The organism is Alteromonas sp. KUL106, from assembly GCF_009811415.1.
In the GTDB taxonomy this organism is placed as follows: Bacteria; Pseudomonadota; Gammaproteobacteria; order Enterobacterales; family Alteromonadaceae; genus Alteromonas.
Window position 1 is genome coordinate 83,897 of the sequence record NZ_BLIG01000010.1, and the last position, 25,617, is coordinate 109,513.

General features: G+C 44.8%; 21 protein-coding genes. 15 read left to right on the forward strand and 6 right to left on the reverse strand.

Annotated elements, in window-relative coordinates; translation table 11 throughout:
* Positions 1-58: 58 nt before the first annotated feature.
* Positions 59-769: a hypothetical protein gene (locus GVO63_RS04790; RefSeq protein ID WP_159578339.1), complete on the reverse strand. Its 711-nt coding sequence runs from the start codon at positions 767-769 to the stop codon at positions 59-61.
* A 154-nt stretch (positions 770-923) separates the two neighbouring features.
* Here GVO63_RS04790 and GVO63_RS04795 point away from each other — a divergent pair, with 154 nt between their 5' ends.
* The 4 genes from GVO63_RS04795 (at position 924) to GVO63_RS04810 (ending at position 4,069) form a co-directional block, all read left to right on the forward strand.
* Positions 924-1,532 (forward strand): elongation factor P hydroxylase, encoded by a 609-nt coding sequence (locus GVO63_RS04795; protein WP_159578321.1) that lies wholly within the window; start codon positions 924-926, stop codon positions 1,530-1,532.
* Positions 1,529-2,677, forward strand: coding sequence for an ATP-NAD kinase family protein (locus GVO63_RS04800; protein WP_159578322.1), 1,149 nt, complete (start codon positions 1,529-1,531; stop codon positions 2,675-2,677). Before GVO63_RS04795 ends, GVO63_RS04800 begins: the two co-directional genes overlap by 4 nt.
* A 146-nt stretch (positions 2,678-2,823) precedes the next feature.
* Positions 2,824-3,117: a YfcL family protein gene (locus GVO63_RS04805; RefSeq protein ID WP_159578323.1), complete on the forward strand. Its 294-nt coding sequence runs from the start codon at positions 2,824-2,826 to the stop codon at positions 3,115-3,117.
* A 142-nt stretch (positions 3,118-3,259) separates the two neighbouring features.
* Complete coding sequence (locus GVO63_RS04810; protein ID WP_201285091.1) at positions 3,260-4,069, forward strand: pitrilysin family protein; 810 nt, start codon at positions 3,260-3,262, stop codon at positions 4,067-4,069.
* A 63-nt stretch (positions 4,070-4,132) separates the two neighbouring features.
* Here GVO63_RS04810 and GVO63_RS04815 read toward each other — a convergent pair whose 3' ends face one another.
* Entirely contained in the window at positions 4,133-4,474 is a 342-nt protein-coding gene (locus GVO63_RS04815; RefSeq protein ID WP_159578324.1) for a carboxymuconolactone decarboxylase family protein, read from the reverse strand.
* A 478-nt stretch (positions 4,475-4,952) separates the two neighbouring features.
* Here GVO63_RS04815 and GVO63_RS04820 point away from each other — a divergent pair, with 478 nt between their 5' ends.
* Positions 4,953-9,155, forward strand: a complete 4,203-nt coding sequence (locus GVO63_RS04820) for a hybrid sensor histidine kinase/response regulator (protein ID WP_236552059.1) — start codon at positions 4,953-4,955, stop codon at positions 9,153-9,155.
* Between the two features lie 71 nt (positions 9,156-9,226).
* On the forward strand, positions 9,227-10,534 hold the full coding sequence (locus GVO63_RS04825) for a short-chain fatty acid transporter (protein ID WP_159578325.1): 1,308 nt from the start codon (positions 9,227-9,229) through the stop codon (positions 10,532-10,534).
* 24 nt (positions 10,535-10,558) lie between these two features.
* Here GVO63_RS04825 and GVO63_RS04830 read toward each other — a convergent pair whose 3' ends face one another.
* Entirely contained in the window at positions 10,559-12,070 is a 1,512-nt protein-coding gene (locus GVO63_RS04830) for an ATP-binding cassette domain-containing protein (protein ID WP_159578326.1), read from the reverse strand.
* A 118-nt stretch (positions 12,071-12,188) separates the two neighbouring features.
* Between GVO63_RS04830 and GVO63_RS04835 the strand changes: the two genes are divergently transcribed.
* The 3 genes from GVO63_RS04835 (at position 12,189) to GVO63_RS04845 (ending at position 14,012) form a co-directional block, all read left to right on the forward strand.
* The gene (locus GVO63_RS04835; protein WP_159578327.1) at positions 12,189-12,920 is read left to right on the forward strand and encodes an SDR family oxidoreductase; all 732 of its coding nucleotides are present in this window, start codon (positions 12,189-12,191) and stop codon (positions 12,918-12,920) included.
* A 5-nt stretch (positions 12,921-12,925) separates the two neighbouring features.
* Entirely contained in the window at positions 12,926-13,414 is a 489-nt protein-coding gene (locus tag GVO63_RS04840; protein ID WP_159489090.1) for a GNAT family N-acetyltransferase, read from the forward strand.
* Between the two features lie 148 nt (positions 13,415-13,562).
* On the forward strand, positions 13,563-14,012 hold the full coding sequence (locus tag GVO63_RS04845; RefSeq protein ID WP_159578328.1) for a M23 family metallopeptidase: 450 nt from the start codon (positions 13,563-13,565) through the stop codon (positions 14,010-14,012).
* Between the two features lie 263 nt (positions 14,013-14,275).
* Here the strand turns inward: GVO63_RS04845 and GVO63_RS04850 are convergent, their stop codons facing one another.
* On the reverse strand, positions 14,276-14,878 hold the full coding sequence (locus tag GVO63_RS04850) for a chalcone isomerase family protein (RefSeq protein WP_236552061.1): 603 nt from the start codon (positions 14,876-14,878) through the stop codon (positions 14,276-14,278).
* Between the two features lie 161 nt (positions 14,879-15,039).
* On the opposite strand from GVO63_RS04850, the gene GVO63_RS04855 reads away from it, so the two are divergent.
* The 4 genes from GVO63_RS04855 (at position 15,040) to GVO63_RS04870 (ending at position 18,462) form a co-directional block, all read left to right on the forward strand.
* Positions 15,040-15,768, forward strand: a complete 729-nt coding sequence (locus GVO63_RS04855; protein ID WP_159578330.1) for a hypothetical protein — start codon at positions 15,040-15,042, stop codon at positions 15,766-15,768.
* Positions 15,769-16,291: 523 nt separating this feature from the next.
* Complete coding sequence (locus GVO63_RS04860; protein WP_159578331.1) at positions 16,292-16,957, forward strand: FlgO family outer membrane protein; 666 nt, start codon at positions 16,292-16,294, stop codon at positions 16,955-16,957.
* Positions 16,958-16,961: 4 nt separating this feature from the next.
* A complete protein-coding gene (locus GVO63_RS04865) occupies positions 16,962-17,726 on the forward strand; it encodes a FlgO family outer membrane protein (protein WP_159489098.1) in 765 nt (254 codons plus the stop codon).
* Between the two features lie 10 nt (positions 17,727-17,736).
* On the forward strand, positions 17,737-18,462 hold the full coding sequence (locus tag GVO63_RS04870) for a FlgO family outer membrane protein (protein WP_159578332.1): 726 nt from the start codon (positions 17,737-17,739) through the stop codon (positions 18,460-18,462).
* 113 nt (positions 18,463-18,575) lie between these two features.
* On the opposite strand, the gene mnmC is transcribed toward GVO63_RS04870, so the two are convergent.
* Entirely contained in the window at positions 18,576-20,798 is a 2,223-nt protein-coding gene (mnmC, locus tag GVO63_RS04875; RefSeq protein WP_159578333.1) for an FAD-dependent 5-carboxymethylaminomethyl-2-thiouridine(34) oxidoreductase MnmC, read from the reverse strand.
* Positions 20,795-22,090: a kelch repeat-containing protein gene (locus GVO63_RS04880; RefSeq protein WP_159578334.1), complete on the reverse strand. Its 1,296-nt coding sequence runs from the start codon at positions 22,088-22,090 to the stop codon at positions 20,795-20,797. Before GVO63_RS04880 ends, mnmC begins: the two co-directional genes overlap by 4 nt.
* A 224-nt stretch (positions 22,091-22,314) precedes the next feature.
* On the opposite strand from GVO63_RS04880, the gene GVO63_RS04885 reads away from it, so the two are divergent.
* Positions 22,315-23,880, forward strand: coding sequence for an AMP-binding protein (locus tag GVO63_RS04885; protein ID WP_159578341.1), 1,566 nt, complete (start codon positions 22,315-22,317; stop codon positions 23,878-23,880).
* Positions 23,881-24,161: 281 nt separating this feature from the next.
* The gene (gene fabB, locus GVO63_RS04890) at positions 24,162-25,376 is read left to right on the forward strand and encodes a beta-ketoacyl-ACP synthase I (protein WP_159578335.1); all 1,215 of its coding nucleotides are present in this window, start codon (positions 24,162-24,164) and stop codon (positions 25,374-25,376) included.
* Positions 25,377-25,617: the final 241 nt, after the last annotated feature.

The following is a 25,617-nucleotide window of genomic DNA, read 5'->3' on the forward strand; positions in this document are numbered from 1 at the left end:
CCTTATTCATATCTCTTGTTTTAATCCTATCCTGTCTGTTTATCATTGGTTGTGCGCCTCATACCACAGGTAGAGGGTTACCTTCAGGTAAGGTTAATTCGTCACTCAGCAATGCGTGCATAATTGCTTTTTCCCGCACTAGCACGGGCTCAATGAAGCTTTGTACATCGCCTAACGCCTTAAATGCATCGAAGCCACGTTCTAAAAACTCGTGCAAGGCAAGTAGCCCTGCAAGTTTGGCCGGGCGGCGCGATAACGAAATTAACATGCCTATACCACGAACTTTTATTACATCGGCAAGTTGGTCGCCTAAGTGCGAGATTATGTCGATTTGATGGGTTCTATCTTCCATTCTAGCCACCTCTCGATAGGCAAGGGCGTAGCTATCGCGGTTGATTGGCGCGTCGGTAAAGTGTGTTTGCAGATACTGAGCCATTGCCATATCTAAATCGAACGATAGCGCATTTAAAGATAAGGCATCACCCATCGCCATCATTGCTTTGTCGGGTAATACTTTAGCGAGTTTTGGAATAACCCGAACGAGGTCAGCGTCACGTTGGCTAAAATCTTTTGGCCCATAGAGTTCTTCAACGAAAAACGCCATGGCTTTTTGATAGCGCTTCTGCTGAGCCAAGTCGTCATGGGTTACTAGCAACCGTTCGCATTGCCACTGCTGTAGCCGATGAATAGTAGGCATTATGCCAAGCTGATTGGCTAAGTCGCGAAGGGCGTTAACTCTATGTATGTGTTTTATAATTTCTTGCGCCAAATGACACACTCCCCGTAACGTTGGCATAGCTTGTTCATAATTGTAAACCTAGATTGACCTAAGCAAGCGTGCCTTTCAAGTGAGAATACAAAGTTTTACTGGTATACTCTGCCGCCATCGGTTTAGCTCGCTTATTTAGATTTTGATTAACGCAATGAACAGTCAACGAAGTCATTTACCACTAGGAAACACCGTTGAAGACAAGATAGCTTTTGAACAAGACCTGCGCTCGGAAACAGACAGCGATGTTCCCACGTTAATGTCACTGTTTAATAGCACGTTCGAAGATTTCAATACACGCTTGGTTTTAGGCAAAGATGAGCCCATCTATATTCCCGCTGGGCAAGGCGAAAGCTACCATCAAATTGTGTTTGCTCACGGCTTTTTCTCAAGCGCACTTCATGAAATCGCCCACTGGTGCATTGCCGGTGAAAAACGCAGGTTGCTAGAGGATTATGGCTATTGGTATTGCCCCGATGGCCGTGATGAGACCCAACAGGCTGATTTTGAGAAGGTGGAAATTAAGCCTCAAGCCATAGAATGGGCTTTCACCGAAGCTGCGGGCAGGGCATTTCAAGTGAGTACGGACAATCTGAATGGTGTACAGCCCGACAGAGAAGGGTTCACTCGAAATGTTGCTGCGCAACTAGCACACTACAAAGCCCATGGTTTTCCGCCTCGAGCCGAGCGCTTCATTAACGCGCTAAAAACTACATTCAGTAAAGATGGGCATAAAAATACCTCTGGAGCAGATGCAGCATGATACCAACCGATTTAGCCCGTCCAACCGTTTTTAAACTCGGTGTTATAGTGAACCCTTTTGCCGGAATTGGCGGAGCGCTTGCCTTAAAAGGCAGTGACGGCGCTGAAATCCGTGAAAAAGCCCTTGCCATGGGGGCTGAGAAAAAGGCCAATGAAAAAATGGCAAAGGCTTTAAGTATTCTTGAGGCGCTGTCTGGTCAATTTACTGTGGTTACCGCAGCGGGTGATATGGGGGCTTCAGTGTGCGAATCTCTTGGTATTCCTTTTGAGGTTATTTATTCACCTGATTCAGAGCAAACCGAAGGGGAAGATTCAGAGCGTGCCGCAAAAGCCATGGTCGAGGCAAACGTCGACTTACTGCTATTCGCTGGTGGCGATGGCACCGCGCGAAATATTTGTAGTGTGGTTGGCACTCAGGTACCTGTGTTAGGTGTACCCGCTGGCTGTAAGATCCATTCCGGTGTTTATTGCGTCTCGCCGTCGGCAGCAGGACAGGTGGTCAGTCAAATGATTGCTGGCGAGTTGGTCAGTGAGATGGACGCCGAAGTGCGCGATATCGACGAAAATGCGTTTCGCGAGGGGAAAGTGATCGCTAAGCATTACGGTGAAATGCGTGTACCCGCTGAACTCACATACGTTCAAGCCGTAAAAATGGGCGGTAAAGAAGACGAAGCCTTGGTGTTAGACGACATCGCAGCATATATCAGTGAGATTATGGATGAAGAGCCAGAAACCTATTTTGTCATGGGGTCAGGCTCTACCGTGGGTTCAGTCATGGAGTTCCTTGAGCTAGACAATACGCTGCTGGGCGTTGATATTGTGAAAAACAGAGAGGTAGTGGCCAATGACGTTACAGCCCCAGAGTTACTCGCATTGACGCAAGGTAAACCGACGAAAGTCATTTTAACGGTGATTGGGGGGCAGGGGCATATTTTAGGCCGTGGAAATCAACAGCTAAGCCCTGCTTTTATTCGGCAAATTGGCAAGCAAAATATGCTGATTGTTGCAACTAAGCAGAAACTTCAGGCCTTAAATGGCAAGCCACTGCGTCTAGATTCAAGCGATGCAACATTAGATACAGAGTTAGCGGGCGCCTTTACCGTTATCACCGGCTATAAAGATAAGGTGCTTTGCAGTGCGCAATAGCCCATGTGAAAATATCAAAATACCGTCACCGGCATTTTATCGTCCACATCCGGTTTATTGATGGCTGTCCAGCGTCTAAGACTCAGTTTTAGACGAAAATTGAACCATTCATTTTTTTAGTCTTATTACCAGGAAAGGAGTATTAAGTGTTACCACCTGCTGCAGCACCAGAGAGTGTCGTTAAAGCTATCGCAGATATTGAAGCATCTCTTGATGATGTAGTTAATCACGGTAGTGATGACGAATTATTTATTGCCAGCTACTTGCAAGGTCACTTTGCGGTGGAATCTCGCCAGCTAGAAATGCGAGAAGATGCCACCATAGCAATGCTTAATGAAAACATGTTGCAAAGCTTAAGAAACGCTTTCGCCAACAATGAGTTAGAGAGTGATGATGCTAAGCAAGTTAAAGCTCTGTGGGCTCGACTAGTCGCAATGTAATTGCGACTCGTTACCCTATTTTCACCTGTTTGATTCTGTCCCTTCGCTGACTTTCTGCCTTTTACAATCCGTTACAGTTTTCTACTCCATTTTCTTTTATTAACCTTCCGATTGATTTATTTTTAACTGTGACTTGTACTACTTGGCGCCCACACGTGTTGAGCACAGACTAATAATAGTCCGCATAGATAATGCGACTATTTTTGTTGTTGGCGACACGACACTGGATGCCATACAGCCAATGCTTGAAAAAGAGTTTGGTAAGTGGAAAGCAGAAGGTAACAAAGGTACAAAGCAAATTGCACAAGCGTCCATGCCTGAAAAAGGTCAAGCAATTATTATTGATCGCCCTGGAGCTCAGCAGTCTTTGATTCTAGCCGCTCACTTAGCGCCTCCAACTGGCGCGGACAACAATATTGCAATAGAAACAATGAACTTAACATTAGGCGGAGCGTTCACTGCCCGTGTAAACATGAATCTGCGCGAAGATAAGAGTTGGTCTTACGGTGCTTACACCTTTTTACAAGATGCCCGTGGCCAACGCCCATTTATGGTGTATGCACCAGTACAAACTGATAAAACTGGGCCTTCGCTTCTAGAGCTTAAAAAGGAATTAAACGCTTATATTGGTGAAAAGCCACCTACGGCTGACGAATTGGAAAGAGCGCGGTTAGATCAGGTTCGCTCATTGCCGGGGCAGTTCGAGACAGCAAATGCAGTGCTATCAAGTCTGTTATCGAGTAAACGATTCGATCGTCAATATGCGTATCCCGAGTCTTTGGTTGATAAATACAACGACTTGTCATTGGAAGACTTGAGCAAAGCGGCTGAAGAGGTATTGCATCCAGAAAAACTGACTTGGATTATCATTGGCGACGCAGAAAAGATTATTGCTGACGTTGAGGCGGCAGATCTCGGCTCGGTAAGTGTCAAGAGCATGAACGCTCTCTAATTCGTATCGATGTTTTGAGAGAAGCAAAGGGCCGAAAAACAATATCGGCCCTTTTTATTGTGCTTATTCGCTAAATTCATCATACGCACGCAGTGCATCTGCTGCGTACATGAAGGAGGGGCCGCCGCCCATATACACGGACATACCGCACACCTCTTCAATTTCTTCACGGGTAGCGCCTAAATTGACTAGCGCTTTAGCGTGAAAACCAATACAACCGTCACACCGCGTTGCGATGCCAATAGCAAGAGCAATAAGCTCTTTGGTTTTTTTATCTAACGCGCCGTCCGCGGTAGCGGCTTTAGCCATATCAGAAAAGCCTTTCATTACCTCTGGTACACCCTTCTTAACTTCGCCAAGATATGGATTAAGGCTTTCTGTAATTTCTTTATATGATTTTGTCATTCTTATTGCTCCTGCTGTTAGCCGCTCATTGAATACCAATCCGCATAAATAATTGCCCACTCAGAAGGTGCTGGCAAGTTTTCTAGCAAAGCGTGGGAAACTGTTCCCTTTCAAATTCCAAGAATGAAGCTAGGAAGCTTGCCAGACCTTCCCGTAGGGCGAGTTTTAAATGTCCGTACTCCTTGTTGTGTCACCTTGATGTAGAACCAATATCAGCGGTAACACGCCGCGATTACGAACATTTTAACTCTCGCTGAGTGGGTAATTATCTATGCGGACTGGTATAAAATAGTAATAAACCTTTATCTCGCTTTATATCAAAGGTAGCTTTCGCTCACTATGACACAAATCAACACTTTCTTTTTTAGTGTTAAATACGTCTTAGGTAGAATGGATAAGGATAAAAAGATACTCTAAGGTTTGTCGAAATCAGTTTAGTATCTGTCTTATTATTTTGAAAATATCTCACTGGGATAGAATGGCGAGTTACCTGTCTTCATTAGTCTGCTTTCTAACCGCGGCCATTGTGTTCCTGACCAGCTTTGCAAATGCGTCTTCATCTGGTTCCGATACTCTCATGAATGAATATTCTGTTGAGCGGCTAACGGCTGAAGATGGCTTTGTTTCATCTGAAATTTATTCCATTGTTCAAGATCGTCAAGGTTTTCTGTGGTTCGGAACCGCTGAAAACGGTGTGATGCGTTACGATGGAAACAAAGTAGCGCTATTTGAGGCAGGTGCTGATCACAGTCAACGCTTATCCCACAATGATGCCGGCAACTTAATGCTAGATGCGAACGGCGATATTTGGATTGGCACTTGGGGGGGCGGTCTAAACAAATATGAATCGACAACAGGCAAGTTTTTCCGCTATTTAAACGACCCTGAAGACCCAAGCTCTCTTTCTTCAAACCGAATTCAATCGTTGTTTCATGACGTCACAGGGCAACTTTGGTTTGGTTCGTACAACGAAGGCTTAAACAGGTATTTAGGCGATGGACGGTTTGAGCGAATAGGGAATGTTCCCGACAACGCGTTGAGTCTTTCCCACAATCGAATTTGGGACATGCTCAATAACGATGAGCACACGCTGTGGGTCGCAACCAGTTTCGGATTAAATTTGCTTGATAAACGTTCGTTAGCTGCTCAACATTTTTTCCCAGATCCCCTAAACAAAACCGCGACAGGAGCAAACGAAGTTCGAAGCCTGCTCAGAACGTCTGCGGGGGATTTTTATGTTGCCACGCAAGAAGGGCCATTTTTATTCATTCCAGATTCGGGCGCGTTTATTCGGCAGACAAACCTAGACGGCCAAGACTTAGGCCAGGTAAATTCCATGATTGAAGATCATGATGGTACAGTATGGTTTGTAACGACCCAGGGCCTTTATCGACATACTGGTAAAGGAAATAAGGTTGAAAAAGTTAGCTTTGGTTATGACAATGGCCTTCGGATCATCTTCGAAGATCACACCAAAACCAAATGGATAACCAGCGAAGTCCACGGCATCTTTAAACTGGTTCCTCGACGAAATATAAAGCAAATTAATAGCAACTCACTGACTGCGCCAAACGGGATTGAACTAGACGAGAACGGCGATATCCTGATCACCACTGCGAATGCCGACATCTATAAATGGGATGTGAAAAAGCAATCTTTACAAAAAGAGTATTCATCAGTATTTGAGGGGCTTGAAGGCTACAAACCTCAAGGTGTAATAGAGCGGCCCATCATTGTCAGTGACAGAAATGGCGTGTTGTGGGTTGCCCAAGACAATTATCTCGCCCGTGTTGATCGACAAAATAAGCAAGTGAAGCATATTAGGTATCCTCGAACGGATAGTAACTATCGTCAGTTCAGAGAATTCAGGTCTCTCGCTTTGGATAGCAAGGGGAATGTTTGGATTGGGACTTACAAGCACGGCGTATTTGTTTACAAGCAAAATTCTGATGAGTTTCTCCACCTCACCGCTAAGGACGGACTATCGCACCCAGAGACTCACGTTATATTTAAAGATAGTAATGACAATATGTGGGTGGGAACAGGGGGAGGGGTAAATCTGTGGTTGTCTGAAACAAAAAGATTTGTCCCGTTTAACAGCGCAATGCATGAACAACGTGGTTTATTAGGCAGCATTGTAGAAGACATTCATGAAACGAACGATGGACACATATGGGTCGCGACTCAAAAAGGCCTCAATCGCTACTTACCTCAAACCCAAACATTTGAATGGTTCGATCAGAACAAAGGGCTTCCTTCAAATTTAATTAGGGCGATTGCGGACGGTGATAGCGGTCAACTATGGCTTACCACGAATAAGGGGATTTTTCTTTATAATCCTGCCACGCAAAAAGCCCTAAATTACAACAGCGATACAGCACTAGCAGGCAAAAATTTTTATTCAAATAGTCTCATCAAAGCATCACAAAATACCTTCTTTACCAGCAGCCAGCGTGGTGTTGAGTACTTTAATTATTCAAACCAGCAAAGCGAATTTGTTGAATCTCAAATAGTGCTTACAGGTTTCAACAAAATGGGCGAGGCGGCGAGCTTTAATATCCCTCCATCTTACGTTAAGGATATCTTTCTTTCTCATGAAGATGACTTCTTTTCTTTAGAATTTGCGCATTTAGATTTTTCTGCTCCCACACGCTCGCGTTTTGCCTATAAATTAGAAGGTTACGAAGAACAATGGATTGATATCGGCGAGCACAATAACGTTTCTTTCACGAATTTAGATGGCGGCACTTATACATTTTTAGTCAAAGCGATGAAGCCCAATGGCGATTGGGGAGAAGAAGCTGTTTTGGTGAATCTCCATGTTGCAGCTGCCCCTTGGAAAACTTGGTGGGCCTATAGTGTTTATGGCGCTTTCCTTTTAAGTATCATCGTCTTGTTCGTATATTTAAGAACGCGATTGCAGCAAAATGAAATTATAAAGCAAAAGCAATTTGTCCAAGCACTTGAACATCAAGTGTCAGAGAAAACCGCTTCGCTTGAGGCGCAGGCCGAGGATTTAAAACTGGCACTGCAGCGGGCGGAGGAGGCCACAAAGTTAAAGTCTGAATTCTTAGCCAATATGAGCCATGAAATTAGAACACCCATGAATGGGGTAATAGGCATGCTTGGCTTACTAAAAAGGAGCCACCTGACATCTGAGCAAACGCAGCGGGTAGACATTGCAAGCGCAAGCGCAAATTCCTTGCTTTCAGTTATCAATGATATTCTGGATTTTTCAAAGATAGAGGCTGATAAACTCGATATTGAGTCTATTGACTTTGATGTACGAGAAGTCATAGAGAATATTGCACGTTCTCTGGCCTATCATGCGCAGGACAAAGGTATAGAGTTGGTAATCGACCTTTCAAAAGTGAGCCATGCAACAATAAATTCCGATCCAAATCGTATTCAACAAATAGTCACAAACCTATTGAGTAATGCAGTTAAGTTCACCGAACATGGTCAAATACTGATTAAGGCTGAGCTGACTCCTTGTGACGACCCTAAAACTGCGGTATTGAGTATTGCTGTTAAGGATACGGGGATTGGTATTCCGGATGCTAAAGTCCCTCATTTGTTCGATCTATTTACTCAGGTTGACGCTTCGACTACGAGACGTTACGGCGGCACGGGATTAGGACTTAGCATTACCAAGAGACTCTGCCAATTGTTGGGAGGGGATATTAGTGTAACTACCGAAGAGGGTAAGGGAAGCTGCTTTAATGTTACCTGTCGCGTAGGTTACGCTAAAGAAAGCGCTATCGTGAAACCCGTGCTGGCAAAAAGCGAGATGTGCTGCTTGATTGTTGATGGCAATGCGTCTATTCGAGAAGCGATGCAAAACCAGCTACACCTCTGGGGTGTGAAAACGCTAGGGGCCTCTTCAGTAGATGAGGCATTCACTCAACTTGCTCTCAATGACAATATGCAGCGTAGAAATCGTGCACCCTACGTAGATGTTGTATTTTTGGATAAATCTATCGGTAAAACGGCTTTACAGCTTTTCTGTCAAACTCTTCGGAACAACGAAAGCACCAGGCATACTCGCATTATTTTGATGACATTAATGGCCGATGTTGACCCTGTTAGCAACGACAACGAATATGACATTGAAGCGAGTTATCCTAAGCCGCTCACCACATCCGACATGCTTTGCGTGCTGCAAAATTCCGAATTTAACAACACGACTCATCATTTTGATACCACTCTTGTCGATACCAATGATCGCAGGAGTGTTCCACAAACATCGCAGAATGCGCTGAATAAGGAGTTAGAAGCAGAGCCTCGTGCAAGTGTGGTGAGTACATCAAACGTCTTGTTAGTAGAAGATAACGAAATTAATCAATTAGTTGCTACTTCTGTGATTGAAAGCGAAGGGTATCACGTAGATGTAGCCAATAATGGTGTTGAAGCCTTAGCCTTTCTCAAGCGCAACAGTACCTACAGCGTAATTTTCATGGATTGTCAGATGCCAGAAATGGATGGGTTTGAAGCCACTAAGCGAATTCGGCAGGGAGCGGCGGGTGCGCGATATAAGGCGATCCCTATTATCGCTATGACGGCAAATGCGATGAAAAGTGACAGGGAAAACTGCATGGATGCTGGGATGAATGACTTCCTAGCCAAACCTATTGAGCACGAACACGTCATTTTTACGTTGAAAAAATGGCTTACACAATGAGATTCAGTACTCACTTGCATGCAAAAATACGGTAGTATGTAACACGTTTTTAACATTTAATGAGGGTATCAATGTTAAGCCGCGTATCAAAACCGTTTGTAAAACTTGTCGAACGTTATCTTCCTGACCCTTATATTTTTGTTCTCTTACTTACACTTGTTACGTTTGTTTTTGCCTCACTTATTCAAGACCAACCCGTGTTAACCACTGTTCAGCAATGGGGAGATGGGTTTTGGGGCCTGCTTACGTTTTCAATGCAAATGCTCTTGGTGCTAGTCACTGGGTTTATGCTGGCATGCACGCCGTTAGTAAAAGCCTTACTTGAAAGGCTTGCGAGCTTAGCAAAAAGCCCTGGGAGCGCCATTGTGCTGGTCACGTTGGTGTCGCTTATCGCAAGTTGGATAAACTGGGGTTTTGGTCTTGTTGTAGGCGCGTTGTTCGCTAAAGCCTTAGCAAGAAAAGTGTCGGTTGATTATCGGCTATTGGTGGCAAGCGCGTATTCAGGTTTTATCGTATGGCATGGCGGTTTAGCGGGCTCTGTACCTTTAACTATCGCAACACCGGGTCATTTTTCAGAAGCACAAATTGGCGTAATCAGTACCAGCGATACCATATTCAGCGGCTTCAACCTATTGTTATTGGCAATCATGTTCGTGATTATTCCCCTTGTAAATCGGTTAATGTTGCCGTCTAAATCTGAAAGCATCATTGTCGATAGTGCAAAGCTACAAGATGACGCTTTACCTTCGGCAACAAACGAGCGGCCCGCCGACAAACTTGAAAACAGCAAGGTGCTTGGGTTACTCGTAGGCTTTGCAGGGCTTGCTTACCTCACAAACTATTTTGCTGCAGGTGGCGGGCTAAATCTCAATGTCGTTAATACGCTATTTCTCTTTCTTGCTATTGTCCTTCACGGTACACCACGCAATGTATTGCATAGCCTGCAGCAAGCCGTTCAGGGCGGCAGTGGTATTGTTATACAGTTCCCATTTTACGCGGGGATCATGGCGGTAATGGTGCAGTCGGGATTGGCGCAAACGATGTCACAATGGCTGATAGGTCTTGCATCTGCAGAGTCCCTGCCTGTATGGAGTTTTATTAGTGCTGGCATTGTTAACATCTTTGTGCCGTCGGGTGGAGGTCAGTGGGCAGTGCAAGCCCCAGTAATCTTGCCTGCTGCCGCTGAACTGGGCGCCGAAATAAACAGAGTTGCCATGGCGGTAGCGTGGGGCGATGCGTGGACTAATTTGATTCAGCCGTTTTGGGCGCTACCCGTACTTGCCATAGCAGGCCTTAAAGCCAAAGACATTATGGGCTTTTGTTTAGTTCAGCTTATCGTTACCGGCGTTATTATTTCACTCGTGTTGCGGTATTTTTAGTTACATGTTTCGGCGCTCATCTTTCTATACATTGTAGTCTTGCATATTCAACGTGTTGTGAATACTTGGAATGCGCTCTTCTGGATTGTGATTCACGTACAACAGCGTACTTGTGCCTGCTTTCGCCAAGATATCAATAAGCTTAAGCGCTTTTTGGCGGTTGAAGTCGTCTAAACCATTGCAAGGTTCATCCAAAATAAGCACGGCGGGGTGCTTAACCATAGAACGTGCAATCAGCACTAATCGCTGGTCACCAAAAGACAGTGACTGAAACGGCGCGTTCTTTTTCTGTTTCAAACCTAATACTTCAAGCCACTGCTCTGCCACCATGCGTTCCGCTAGCGTGGGGCGGGTGTACAAACCAATACTGTCGTGAAAGCCTGAAATGATAACGTGCTCAACACTTGCGTTCACTTTGTACTGCATGTGAAGCGCATTCGACATAATTCCAATGTGCTTTTTAATGTCCCATATGCTCTCGCCTGTGCCACGTTTTATGCCAAACATGGTTAAATCGTTGGTATAACAATGGGAATTATCACCGGTAAACATTTGAAGCAAACAGGTTTTGCCTGAACCGTTAGGCCCCGTGATCTGCCAATGCGCATTTTTATTAAGCGTAAAGTTAAGCTTTTCAAATACGGTTCGCTCATCGAAGCGCACGAACCCATCTTTAAGCTGAATTAAGGTATGAGGTAGGGAATCTAACTCACTGTTCAGGTCATTGCGGTTGGAGTCATCGCCGTGTTTGTCTTTAGCGTTAAGGGCTGAGGGAACATCTATATCATCAGACTCTAGTGCAAACCACGTGCTTAATTCTGAGCGCAAACCGTCATAGCTAAGTTTATCTTCAGATTTCCACGTAATGGCCAAGTCATCCATCACAATCAACTGGGCTTGCATATTCTTGGGAATATCTGCGAGTTTGTTGGCGGTAAGTACTAAAGAAGCTTGCTGCTGAGAAACGAGAAATCGACTGAATGCGCTAATAGCTTCAACATCCAAGCCTTCAAAGGGTTCATCAAGCAAAATAATAGTGGCATCGCTCAACCATGCCAGCATGATAATAATCTTGCGGGTTTCACCTGTTGAAAGTGAAAGAAACCCATTATCTAGCAAATGCTCAATTCTAAGAGCAGAGGCTAGCTCGTTGTAATAACGATGACTTTTATAATCTTCATTAGCGCGAGCGAATAGCTCGCGAACCTGCGTTGGCTCAGCTATTACGTCTAAAATATCCGCACTGTCTTTTTGTTTTTCTTCTTCAATTAACGCTTGCTGTTTAAAAACCGATACCTCTGCAACAACCGAACTACATGCACGACTGCCGCTTACGACCTTTCCGTTACCAGCAAGGGCGGAAATCAAAAGCGACTTCCCGCTGCTATTTTTACCAGCAATTAGAAAGTGTGAAGGTGCGTTTTCAGTACAGAGTGATATTGAAAATGCCGGCGTAATGTATTGATTAGAAAGCTTTGTTTGAAATTCGGAAAGATACAGCATTAATGAGCGTGAATAAATATGAGGTAGAACCATTGTGATGTTTTCTGTTTATGTGTCAATGGTGAATAAGACTTTCTGAAGAAAGAGTCAGCTGGTAAGTTAGTCTTATAAAGTAAATGCAGCATTGGATTTTTGGTAAGGGAATAAATTAATGAGCAAGGTAGTCATTGTAACTGGGGCGAGCCGCGGTATCGGTGCCGCAACCGCTAAACTATTGGGGTGTAGCGAGTATAAGGTTTGCGTTAATTACCTAACAGATAAAAACGCAGCTGATAGCGTGTGCGGCTCTATAAACGAAAATGGTGGCGTTGCATTTGCTCATAAAGCCGATGTTTCCGATGAAGCGCAAGTGCTGGACATGTTCGAGTACGTAAGGAATCAGTGGGATGAAGTAACGCATTTGGTTAATAATGTGGGGGTTTTATTCACCAAAACTGAGTTAATTAACGTCAGTGCAGAACGCTTCACTAAAGTACTTAATACCAATGTGCTTAGTGCATTTTTGTGCTCAAAAGCTTTCGTCAAACAAAACGTTAGAGGTGGCGCAATAGTTAACGTTTCATCCATAGCCTCTCGTACAGGTGCCCCCTTTGAATACGTAGACTATGCCACATCGAAAGGAGCAATGGACTCATTCACCAAAGGGCTTTCATTAGAACTTGCTGCGAAGCACATTCGTGTAAACAGCGTCCGGCCTGGTTTTATTAAAACAGACATTCATGCCGATGGCGGTGAACCAGGCAGAGTAGAGCGGTTAAGCTCACAAATTCCTATGCAACGGGGCGGCACAGCTGATGAAGTCGCACAGGCGATAGCCTGGCTTCTATCACCTCAGTCTTCGTATGTTACAGGGTCGTTTATTGATTTAGCGGGTGGGAAGTAAAGCGCATGATAACACTCAGAGGTTTTAAAACGAGCGATGTAGGTAGGCTGGTAGATATTTTGAATCAACCGCTGGTCACGCAGTTTCTTTCGACAAAAATTCCCAGCCCTTATACAAAAGAAGATGCCATATGGTGGGTTCAAGAGGGGAGCAAAGAAGGTTTCATAAGAGCCGTAGAGTACGACGGCGAGTTAGTAGGGTGTATTGGTGTTAACCCAGGTAACTTTGAATATGAAAGGTCCGGCGAGGTCGGGTACTGGCTTTGTTCATCACATTGGCGAAAAGGGATTATGCGTGACGCGCTACGCCAAATTATCGCTCTTACTTTCTCAAGCACAAGTATAGAACGCATTTTTGCCTGCGTATTTTCATCCAATCTTGCTTCGCAAAAGTTGCTGCTAGATGCAGGGTTTAAACAGGAAGCGATATTGCAACGCGCCATTTTTAAAAACGGACGGTTTTACGATAGCCATATTTTTGCCATCTTGAGATAGCTAAAAAGGTATTCCCCAATAGAGTGTTTTTTCTGTGTTGGAGAAAACAACCTCCAAAGGTGCGATTGAATAAAAAGGAGCTTTCTTGAAAAAAACGAACATATCAATTTTACTCATTTTTCTGGTAATCATTTGCGGGGGGCTAATAATGCCAGAAAAACTCGTAATTCCAGTAGAGGGGGCATCCTCTAACGACTGGAATCACAATACGTTTTGGTATGAGTCATGGGGCAGCTCTGGTGTCCACAAAGGGGTAGACATCTTCGGGGCAAAAGGTACGCCAGTGAAATCCGCTACCACAGGTTATGTTATCCATATAGGCGAATTGGGAAAAGGAGGGAACATTGTCGCGGTTCTTGGCCCCAAGTGGCGCGTACATTATTACGCTCATTTGCAAGAATTTACCGTAGAGGAAGGGGCTTGGCTATCGCAGAAAGATAAAGTGGGCACTCTTGGCGATTCTGGCAATGCCAAAGGTAAGCAACCTCATGTTCATTATTCGATAGTCTCTCTTATTCCGTTGCCATGGAAAGTAACGTCTGAAACTAAGGGCTGGAAAAAAATGTTTTTTCTTAACCCTCATGAGAAGTTGATATAAGTGCGCTACGGTTCAATTAATTTGACTAAGTGAAAACAAACCCCCGCTACATGGCGTAACTCAGTATATATGGACTCTTTTCTTGGCGGGCGTTTAAAGGTTAATGGGGCTTACTAACAAGCGCCACAAGCGTAGTGAAGTTCGTAGCTGTGGCTGCAAATTTCGATTATGTGACCAAACACGTTTTGAATGTAGACTGTAAAGTAAGGATGTCGCCAAGATAGGCCGTATTCACGGCTTGTGCGCTTTATTTGTATTACACGTTAGTTTGTTAATACGTTTTGTATTAAGTCTTCAGTGTTTACAATTGGGTCTTTTCCAAACCATATGGACCACAAAGCGTCGGCCAACGCTTTGCTCTCGGTCTCGACAACTAAGGTATTGTTAAAAAATACCCTAAGCTCTTCTGTAGAAAGTCGGGATAATGTCAATGTCGAATGCTTTTTCACTTCATCCTGAAAACCAGATGATAGCCTTGCAATATCTTTTTTAATTTTACTTAGGTCAGAGCCGAAGTTATTTTGCTCAATGCCTTGAATCAGCGCTTCCTCTATTTGTTCTCGAGACACATCCCTTAAAAACTCCAATTCTATACGCTGCGGTGTGTTTGCGTTTAAAATAAAAGTGATTAGCGCATCTTTGGACGCTAAATTTACTTCAGGCTTCTCCATAAAGTGGCTTAATTTGTAGACGCTGAAGAAAAAGCGTTTTTTCACTGTCGTACCGCTCAACATAAGCGTGTCGGGTATACCCATGGCAGTGGTTTCACCCACGTCGTTTTGGGGATATTTGGATTCAGTCTCCGCCAATACTGTCAAAGAAAAACAGGCCATCACTAAAAAATTAAGAACGCGGATTAAAATCACCTTCGACAAAGCTGTTCCTCTGATAAAACTATGGAAATAGGTATCTACTTATTTATATATCAGTGGCAATACTGATATCGTTAATTACAGTTCACGACTATTTGCGATCAATTTTTATATTTCCTCAGTAAGAAGAGAGATGACAAAAAATAGAGGCTCACTTGAAGTTTACACGCTTTCTTCTTTATGTTCCCTTCATTGTTACGTTGAGTAACCAAAGTCAGGCAGATTACCTGCAGGGCTGCAATGATCCCAAGTATCTAGACTATATTTCACAGCGTTTTGCATATCTTGAATCAAGAAATCGTCGATTGCTAAATGATACATGGCAAGACTACCAGCTGAGTTTGTCGAACAACAGTAATCCATATCAGGTGCTTAATAACGTAAGCCGGCACATAAAATATAGCGCGCAATTTGAGCCTATTGATACAGTTGAATTGAAGATAGAAAGCGCATTTGAATATGCGAATAAAATGAGCACTGAACAACAAATCGCGGGCGACGTTTACGATGGCTTTAGTAGTGAAAATCACTACGTAGATATTGCAAGAGCATGGATAGCCTACCGAGAAGGCAATCTTGAGTTGGCATTTAACGCGCTTCAAGATTCGATCAAGGATATTGACTCTGCGCTGTTAAGCGCTTTCGGCCCAGACTTTGATTTAGTACGTCAACTTTATAACGATGGTCATGTTAAACCGGTGGTTTCATACATCAAAAAGACAGCATCGTTTTGGACTGGCAAGCGACCGGATGCTTTGCGTGGTGCGTGGCTACGTATGATTAACGCCGGATGTAAAATACAGTTCGACACTATTGATACAATAAAAGCGGAACAGTTAGGCATTAGTACGATTAACGTACAAAAAGCGCTTGGTCTTGATTAACCAGTGCTGCCTGTTTTAGCTAGAGGTGTATGAACTCTTTATTCAGCCCCTTAAATTGCATTCAATGTGATTGCAAACTCACCTTATGTTTATATAAACGATATGCAGAGCATAATTTGAAAACGATTGAATGACAAAAACAGATCCATTCAGATACTGATTAGGGCTAAAGCACAGCCAAAGGGTAGGGCTGTTATATCAAAACGGCATTATATTCGGCAAAGGCGGCAACAAGTTACCGTCTTTTACTTTATGTACTCATCGAACCGAGACACACAGTACGGCCGTTCTTTTGTGGTTAGCCTTTCGAAACCCATTAAAGCAAGCACAAAGGTCAAAAACGGACAACTGCTGCCTCACATATTCCGCCTTTAAATGCATAGCACCATTGCTTGGTGTGAATATTGCAAGCCAGCGTTTAAAATGATTAAAAACAAAGTCAGCCTTCTAGGCTGCACAACCCCTAACATCGGCTTTTTAGTATTAGGCGGTGATAATTTGACGTTTTTAACGGACATGTCTCATGAATAGTATGAAAAATAACGACGCTCACGCTTTTTTGACAGAAGGCGGTAGTAGATTAGCAAAAGTGCTGTCATATGCCGCGCTTTGTGTGGGTTTGCTCGCGGGCTGTTCAACGTCTGAAGCGCAGAAAAGTCAGTTTTCACAAACCAATACCGGTGACGTATCGGCGCTAGGCAATGTGGAATACCATACTTATCTGTTAGCTAACGAGCTTTTCGCCGATGTGGGCCCAGCACGCCAGTCTCGCTATGCGGTAGTAGGTTTTGTCCCTGCCGATACCATGAAATACAGCGCCGAGCATCAACATCCGTTAATGTTGTTGGGTCATCAGCTTGAACAGGGAATGATTACTGAGGCCACGAAAAGAGGCTTTTCTACTCAAGAATTTAAGCTTTCGAACGATATAATTGTTAGTGACGAAAGCGACAGAGTATTAACGCGCGATATTGACCTGCTTTCTAATGTCGAACGCGTCGATTTTTATATTACCGGCACCATGGTTTATCAAGAATCAGGCGCGGTTGTTAATGCGCGAATTATTAACGCGAGAAATAAAAACATTGTCGCTGCGGCAACCCGTTTTTTCCCTGCCGAATTGTTTTGGCGAGAAGAGCAAGTCACCACCAGAAACGGCAAGTTATACAGAACTGAAGGTACGAGGTAACCCCATGAAAAGACGAAATCAATACGCGGCGCTTTCGCTATGTGCTTCATTGCTCAGCGTGAGTGGGTGCTCTATGATGATGGGGGAAGAAGAGGTGGCTGAACAAACACCTCAGCGCCCGGCCATGAATGTAATCGATATTACTGCCGCTGACCGTGCTCCCGCTAAACCGGTTGAAAACACCGGTGACACGCAGTCTCAGGGTATGGACGCGTACGGTGCTATCGGCCAGCCACCGCTTTATTCAAGTGTGCAAGGCGCGTACAAAGGGCGTCCTTTGACCAAACACATTGGTGACTATGTAAAGAACATGGCGCAAGATTTGATTGCCAATATGGAATACGTCAATAATAAAACACCTATCGGTGTTACACACTTTGCATTACTAGACACTGACCTACAAAAAACGGATTTGCTGGGCCGTCAAATGGCTGAATCGTTCGTTCATGAATTGCATAAATTCCGCGTGCCCGTTATCGATTTTAAAGCTACCGAGTATATTCGCATCACCGATAACGGTGATTTTGTATTAAGCCGAGACTACTTAGAGTTAAGCAGCAGCCTTCCTATTGAATACGTTCTTACTGGGACCATGACCAAGCACCAAGGTGGTGTGTTAGTAAACGCGCGTATTTTAGGCATGGAGTCACGCGCTGTTGTGGCAACAGCACAAATGTTAGTGCCGTTTTATGTGGTTGACGCACTTATTCCAAGTGACGGTAGCCAGCAAAACGGTATGCGCGATGGCGTTAAGTTAAGTCGCGGCTAGGAGTTTCAATATGGTGTTCGTAAAGAAGCGTGTTCCAAGTAGCTGGATGTTCCTTAGCATCGTGTTGAGCGCGTGTATGACAGGGTGCACCAGTACAGAGTCTATAGGCTCGTTTTGGTTAGGTGACGACGGTGAAATTACCCATCATGCCGAGCCAGTGCCTGTACCTAGCCGGTCAGGGTTAGTTTACACGCCAGACTCACGAGACAGACAGTATCAGCAGCACGTTGAGGTAGAGCCAGGCTATAAAGATCCACTACACCATGGCTATTCACCAGCGCGAACGCACAAGCGTTTAAATGATTACGCGTCGCAGCTTGCGATGGCGTTAATGGACAACGCCACCCGTCTTACGCAACAAGATATGGTGGGTGTGGCAAGTTTTGTGAGGCTGAATCAGTCGTTGAGCGACAGTACCGTATTAGGTAATCAGCTTTCAGAGTACCTTATTGCCGAGCTTCAAGACTTTGGGTTAGCTGTTGTCGATTTTAAATTGGCAGGTGGCATCACCGTTACACCCGTTGGCGATTTCGTCCTCACGCGCGATGGTACTGCGCTAGCTAAACAGGTCGAAATGGACCATGTTGTAACCGGCACCATTATTGAAGACGACAGAGGCGTGAGGGTGAACGCGCGTATCGTGTCGCTGGAAAATAAGCAAGTTGTGGCAAGTGCCAACGTATACATTCCCGCTTTTATCGTGATGGATTTAAATAAAATGGCTAGCGTAAACTAGCCATTTATTTTCATTGTGCTTTGCCTTAGACAGTGAATCCTTTCATGTTCGTTTGAACACCGCTAAATATCCGAACTTACATTCCTAGGCAGTAAGAGAACGCTGGCGAGACGTTACCCCTGACCTCTGATCGCCTCGCGAGTCATAAAGCGGCTTGTGTTTACCGCATTAAGCAAATCATTACTTAAAGGCAATGGTTCCTTACATAAACTGCTCACCAACACCTCTGCCATTAACGGGGCTGTGGTCAATCCTCTCGAACCCAAGCAGGTTAGGGTGGAAACTACAGTGTTTGGCAGTAGTGGTGCGCTGGTCAATGGTTTGCCCACGCCTAGCATAGCGTATTGCACTTTGAGCGAATCGAAGTCATGCAGCGCACCCACAACGGGCTGGTGATCAGGCGAACCTAAACGCGTTGCCGCTCTGGCTTTACCATCGTGTTGTAGCGCTTGAACTATGTCGGTGTTTGACAGTGCCTGTTCATGTGTGGATAGGTTCGCCATAGTTTCTTCACTTCGCACATCGGTACTTAAGTCGTTCTTCACGTAGGTTGACCCCAATGCATGTCGACCGTTGAGTGCTGGTGTCATATATCCCTTGTGGCACAATACGGTGTTAAGTTGTTCGATTGGCATTTGGGTAGGAATAGCTTCAACCTGACCCCGAACAGGGCGAAGCGACAGGCTGTCAAAATCGCGAGCGCTTACTGCACCTGCGCCAAGGGCAAGGATAAGGTGATCAGCGGTAACGATTTCTTCTTTTTCATTACTGCTGAGCGCTGTATTGTCGTTATTTATATCGCTATCAGAAGTTTCGCAAATCATCTCATACTTGACACGTTTCTCAGGCTCAACAACGCTAAAACGAATCTGCGCTTGTTGTTTTTCTGTCCTTTTAACGGCCTCATCTGAAGCTTTCTCGCAGGTGGGACCGCCGTGTGAAACGACGCTTTCTGCATTATGAGGCTCTACTTCAATCGCTTTGTGAGAGACATAGGTATGGTTGGGTTTCAACGTGAGTTTGCCGCTTTGCATCGCTTCTTCGACCATTGCACTAACTAACTGTGGTGGTGAAAGCCATCCGCCCAAGCCTATGTATAGGCCAAAATAGGGAAGGGGCAGGTTAGCGATATCGCTTACTTCCTCGCTGTTCAAAGGTTTGATCAAAGCATCAGGCCATACGTCGGCGGCCGCAAGTTTATTTTGACGCTCTGCGACTTTGTCGTTAAAGCTTAATTGAATGACGCCACAAAAATCATGGGCAACGTCGGCGAGACCATTGGCTTTTGCATGTTTAATAGTGCGGTCGTAGGCTTGTCTCGCATACAAAAAGCTGTGCGCCTGAATACGACTGGCAATGCTTGCTTCGCTGTGAAGTTGCGGGTAGAAGCCCCCTTGCGGATTGCCAGACGCGCCACTTGCAAGGGTGTCTCCATCAAAATATAAAGTGGTACTAACCCCACGTTTTACTAAAGCTAGGCATGCGGTGGCCGCAGCAAGACCGGAGCCCACCACTGCTACATTGCTTGTTTCATCAATAGAGCGGCCGGTGTATCGATAATAGGGGCCACCCGGCAGGCGTAGTTTATGCTGTACATTCTCGTTGTTTTGGTCGAAAACGCCGGTTAGCATGTCACGCTTACGGCCAAAACCATTACGTTTTTTTATAGTAAAACCCACGCCGGCAAGCCCGCGTTTTACAATGCCCGCAGCGGTAAATGTGCCAAAGGTTGTGCCAGTTTTTGACAAACGAGCCATTTGGCTAAACAGAGCATCGGTCCACATGTCAGGGTTTTTGCTAGGTGCAAAACCATCTAAAAACCAGGCGTCGACGAGTCCATTTACAAGGGAATGCCATTGAGGTAGAAGTTCGTGGACATCACCAATCCACAAGTCGAGTACGGTTGAATGGCTTTCAAAATGTAGGCGATGACAACCTTCGAGGCCCATAGGGTAAAGTGAAGAGAGGGCATCCGCCTCTTCTTTAAGTGCTGGAAACGCTTCTAGTGCACGCTGCATATCCTGCTGAGGCAGTGGAAACTTTTCCGTTGTAATAAAATACAGGCGTTTTAATGGATGGTTAGTGTTCGCTGCTCTAAATTCGTTAAAGGCACGCATGGCGACCAAAAAGTTCAGCCCTGTTCCAAAACCAGTTTCGGCGATTACAAAAGTGGGGTTGCGCCACTGTTGCCAGCGCTCAACAAGGTCGTTGCCCGCGACAAAAACGTGTTGGGTTTCATCAATTCCGCTGTCGTTAGAAAAATAAACGTCGTCAAAATGGTCGGCGACAGGCGTACCGCTCTCATTAAAATGAACCTGTGCATGCTTAGATTTCACTGTTTATTTTTCTCCTTTTGTATGGGGTTGTGTTGGCAGTGTGAATTCAGGTTACTTTTTCCTTGCTTATCGGCCAATTCACTTGGTGGGTGACTGCGTAACTCGGTACTACCTTGACTATTCGGCGAACATAAGACCATTGCTGGTGTTGAAAAATGCGAAAGTATTTTATTGGTTACTTGCTGTGCATCAATCATACCGCCAATGGTGATCCAAGAACCGTTAACGTTAATTAATCCGCGGTGATCCATAGTAGACGTTTCCGCTTCTGTTTTTGAAATAACCCAGGTCTCATTGGCGATATCGAAGGTCCAGATAGCGTCATCCGCAGTTGATGGCACTCCGTCATAGCCAATGCCATTGTAGTTGTAAGGATTAGTCGAGCCACCCACAAAATAGATTTTATTGGTGGCATCATCGCCAGCAGCGGCCATGCGATAGCGCGCAGCACCTGTTGGATGTTGAAGGGTACGCCAATCAATTTTGAGAAAATTGTGCTTGTCAATTTCACCTTTAAAGCAGGCGGTTTGTGCTGCAAAGCTGCGGCGTTTATTACTGTGCGGTATGACTGATACGCCGTCACAAATAACTATGGTGTTATTGACGATGCCGCCAGCTTGACCGAATACCGGATTACCTAAAAATGGGCTCGCTTGTTGCCATAGGTCGTTTTGCGTATCGTAAACCTGCACAAGATTTACGTTGCCATCGTTGTGCCAGCCTGAAACCAAATACACGTAGCGGTCTTGGTAAACCAGTGCAGATGCATCATCAACAGGTACCGGCATGGGGGCCAATCGCTCATATTTCCCCGTAACAGGTGAGTATCTGTAAACATCTGGCGTACTAACTTCGTTATGGTTTTCATCAACCGTGTAGCCGCCAAATATATAAACGGCATCGTTAACGCCTACCGCCACTGATGCTAAACGGCCTTTCAACTTTAGGCTTGACGGAACAGGGGGCAAGGTATTCCACTGAAGCGAACTCATGCGCTTACTAGAATTTTCTTTGTCAATTGCAAGCTGCAAAGCACGGTTATGCACGTCTTTATAGGTTTTACCTTTGCCCAGTCCCATAAAACTGAAAATATATTGTGTGTCGTCTATGGTGACAGAAGCTACGGCGTTGTTTGAAACTGGTTCTGGTAGCGCTGGAAGGCGAATAGGCGCAGCTATTGCTGAGACAATCGTTACAGAAGCGATGACAAAGGCCGCCATTATGAAAGAAAATTGGTGCACCGCACTTAGGAAAATGCACAGAGCAATGGTTCTTGGCTTTTTTAATAACACAGCAATCTTCAGTTTCTATTTAAATGTCGAACGTTAGGTCGCGTATTCTACCTGTCACCTTTTCGTTTTTCCGCAAAAGTTTGTCCCCACATATCACTCTTATCTTCTTATTGCTTCTACAAATGACAATCTATCAATAAAAACAATATGTTTATTTAATTGCTGTTGTAAATAATTTGTTAAATTTGGTGGTGTGTGTATTGAAAATAGTTCAGGGAGAAGGTATGTCCGGCGTGTTTCACCAATGTGGTCAAAGCATTTGCAAGCGTACAAGAGATGAAATGGATGATCGTGCACGTATCATCGCATATGCACTTGTTGAGCAAAGTGTGAAAGAAAACGATGTGGTCGCTATTTTTATGCGAAACCACATTGATATATTCGAAGTTGTAGAGGCATGCCGATATGTGGGAGCGCGTTACGTTTTGCTTAATTGGCACAGCCCAGTAGCGGAACTTTCGCCTATTCTGGAAGACAGTGGCGCTAAGGTACTGTTCGCTCATCGCGACTTATTAAAAGGCGACAGCGAATGGGAAACGTTGTCACAAATTCAATCGCTCTCTGTGATATACACAATTAAAACGCCTGCAAGCATTCTAGAGCGCTATCACCTTTTAGATAACGCTGAATCTGCTTCGGAACCGCCAATTGGGCAGCAGTATCAGAGTCTCGATCGACTATTGGCAACCCAAAACGCAAAGCGTCACAACGACTCGCCTAAACGATTTAAGGGTATGTTTCCCTACACGTCAGGCAGCACTGGAAAGCCCAAGGGCATCAAGCGGGTTGAAGATCTAAACCGTCCGGATCCTTATTTAACGTATAAGGGCCTGTCTGATGTGTTAATGCAGTTATCAGAGGGCGATCGCTTTTTCGTTTCGGCACCGCTATATCACAGCGCACCTCATGCACTTACGCTTTGCTGTTTAGCGGCAGGTAATATTGACGTATTCATTGAGCCTCAATTTGACCCCGAACGCTTTTTAAAAGATATAGAGCGGTTTAAGTTAACGCACGCTTATATCGTTCCCACTATGATGGTGAGGCTACTTAAATTGCCTGAGTCGATAAAAAATAAATACGACATATCAAGCTTACGTTTTGCCTTATCAACCGGGTCAGCACTGCCAAGCGATGTTAAAGAAGCCATGATCAAATGGTTTGGTCCAATTTTTTATGAGTCGTATGGTGCGAGTGAATTGGGTTTTATGACCTTAATTTCATCTCAAGAGGCACTAAAAAAACCTAACTCTGTGGGTAAGCCTATTTCCGGTGGAGAAATTAAAATACTGGATGACAATAAAGAGGAGTGTGAAGAGGGGAATGTAGGCGTTATATATGCGCGTCTTTCCATGTTCGCGCCATTCAAATATACCAATACAGCGGGTACGCCCAATGACTTGCATGTTGGAGAGTTCACTACCTTGGGCGATATGGGTTATGTGGACGCAGATGGCTACGTGTATATTTGTGATAGGAAAAAAGACATGATTATCTCAGGTGGCGCCAACATATTTCCCGCTGAAATAGAAAGCGTCATTATAGAAATGCCTGAGGTAATAGATTGTGCAGTATTTGGCGTGCCAGATGCAGAATATGGCGAAAAAGTTGTGGTGGCTGTCCAGTGCTCACCCGATAATACGCTTTCGCTTGGTAGTCTGCACGAATATTTAGATGGCAAGCTAGCGCGATTCAAGTGGCCTAAAATTCTGCAAATACACGATGCTTTACCCAGGGAAGATACGGGCAAAATCTTTAAAAACAAACTCAGAGCTCAGTTTATCGAGTAGCTTCAACCTTCAAGCTTATTTGAAGGTTTTGTGAAGGTGTAAATTAACGCTGGTCATTACCCAGTGCATTCGTGCTACATTGGCGTTATTAAAAAGACGGAGACGGTAAAACGAATGAGAATAAGCGTGGCGCAAATTCCTGTTTTTACACGAAATGTTTAGAACGAAAAAAGGTGCTAGCGTGCCTATATTCAACGAACGTGAGCGTGACAATTGGCAAAGCAGACCACTTTACCATTCAAAATCGTTACCATAAGCCGCAACAACGCAAAGGGTAAACTATGAGAAGAGCAGTTATCACCGGTCTTGGTATCGTTTCAAGTATCGGCGTAAATAAAGAAGACGTACTTGCCTCACTTCGAGCGGGTAAGTCTGGAATTACATTTTCAGAACAGTTCGCCGAAATGGGCCTTCGCAGCCAAGTTTGGGGCAACATCGACATCGATTTGAAAGACCATATTGACCGTAAAGCTATGCGCTTTATGGGCGATGCGGCAGGTTACGCATACGTGGCAATGCAGCAAGCCATTGCAGACTCTGGCTTAGAAGAAAGCGATATTTCAAACGAGCGCACAGGTATTATTGCTGGCTCAGGTGGCGCGTCTTCTGAAAACCAAGTACTTTCTGCTGATATTCTTCGCGAAAAAGGCGTTAAGCGTGTTGGCCCGTACATGGTGCCTCGCTGTATGGCGTCCACGGTATCGGCCTGTCTTGCAACGCCTTTCAAAATTCGCGGCGTGAACTATTCAATTGCCTCTGCATGCGCCACTAGCGCCCACTGTATTGGCAATGCGCTAGAGCTTATTCAGCTTGGTAAGCAAGACGTAGTATTCGCCGGTGGTGGTGAAGAACTACATTGGGCACTATCAAGCCAATTCGACGCTATGGGCGCTCTAAGCTCTAAATATAATGACAATCCTGCCGTGGCATCACGTACTTATGACGCAGCACGTGACGGCTTTGTGAGTTCTGGCGGCGGCGGTATGGTTGTTGTTGAAGAACTTGAGCACGCGTTAGCACGCGGCGCAAAAATCTACGGCGAAGTAGTCGGTTACGGGGCTACATCAGACGGTTTCGACATGGTTGCACCGTCGGGTGAAGGTGCAATTCGCTGTATGAAGATGGCAATGCAAAATATCGATGCGCCTATCGATTACTTGAATACCCACGGTACATCAACGCCAGTAGGTGACGTGAAAGAGCTTGCCGCTATTCAAGAAGTGTTTGGTCAAGCGGGCGTGCCTATAAGTGCAACGAAGTCTCTGACTGGTCACGCTCTGGGTGCAGCGGGTGTAAACGAAGCTATTTATAGCTTGTTGATGATGGAAAATAACTTTATTGCGCCATCAATAAACATTGACACGCTGGACGACGCTGCACAAGGCTTAGACATTGTTACTCAAGCACGTGAAGCAACGTTAAACACTATCATGTCTAACAGCTTTGGCTTCGGCGGCACTAACGCAACGCTTGTTATGCAGCGCTACAACGGTTAGACCAAACCGTCAGAATCAGTAAGTTTTTTAGCTTCATTTGACAAGTTTAAAAATAGAAAACGAAAGGGCGTAAACCTGAATACCGTGAGTGTTTGTGTTTACGCCCTTTTTGTGTCGTTTTCCATCGACAAAGAATTTCTTTTGAGAAGATACTATCGAGAACAAGCGATTGATTTTACGTTTTATACCAATCCGCATAGAGCATTGCCCACTCAGAAGGCGCTGGCAAGTTTCTTAGCAA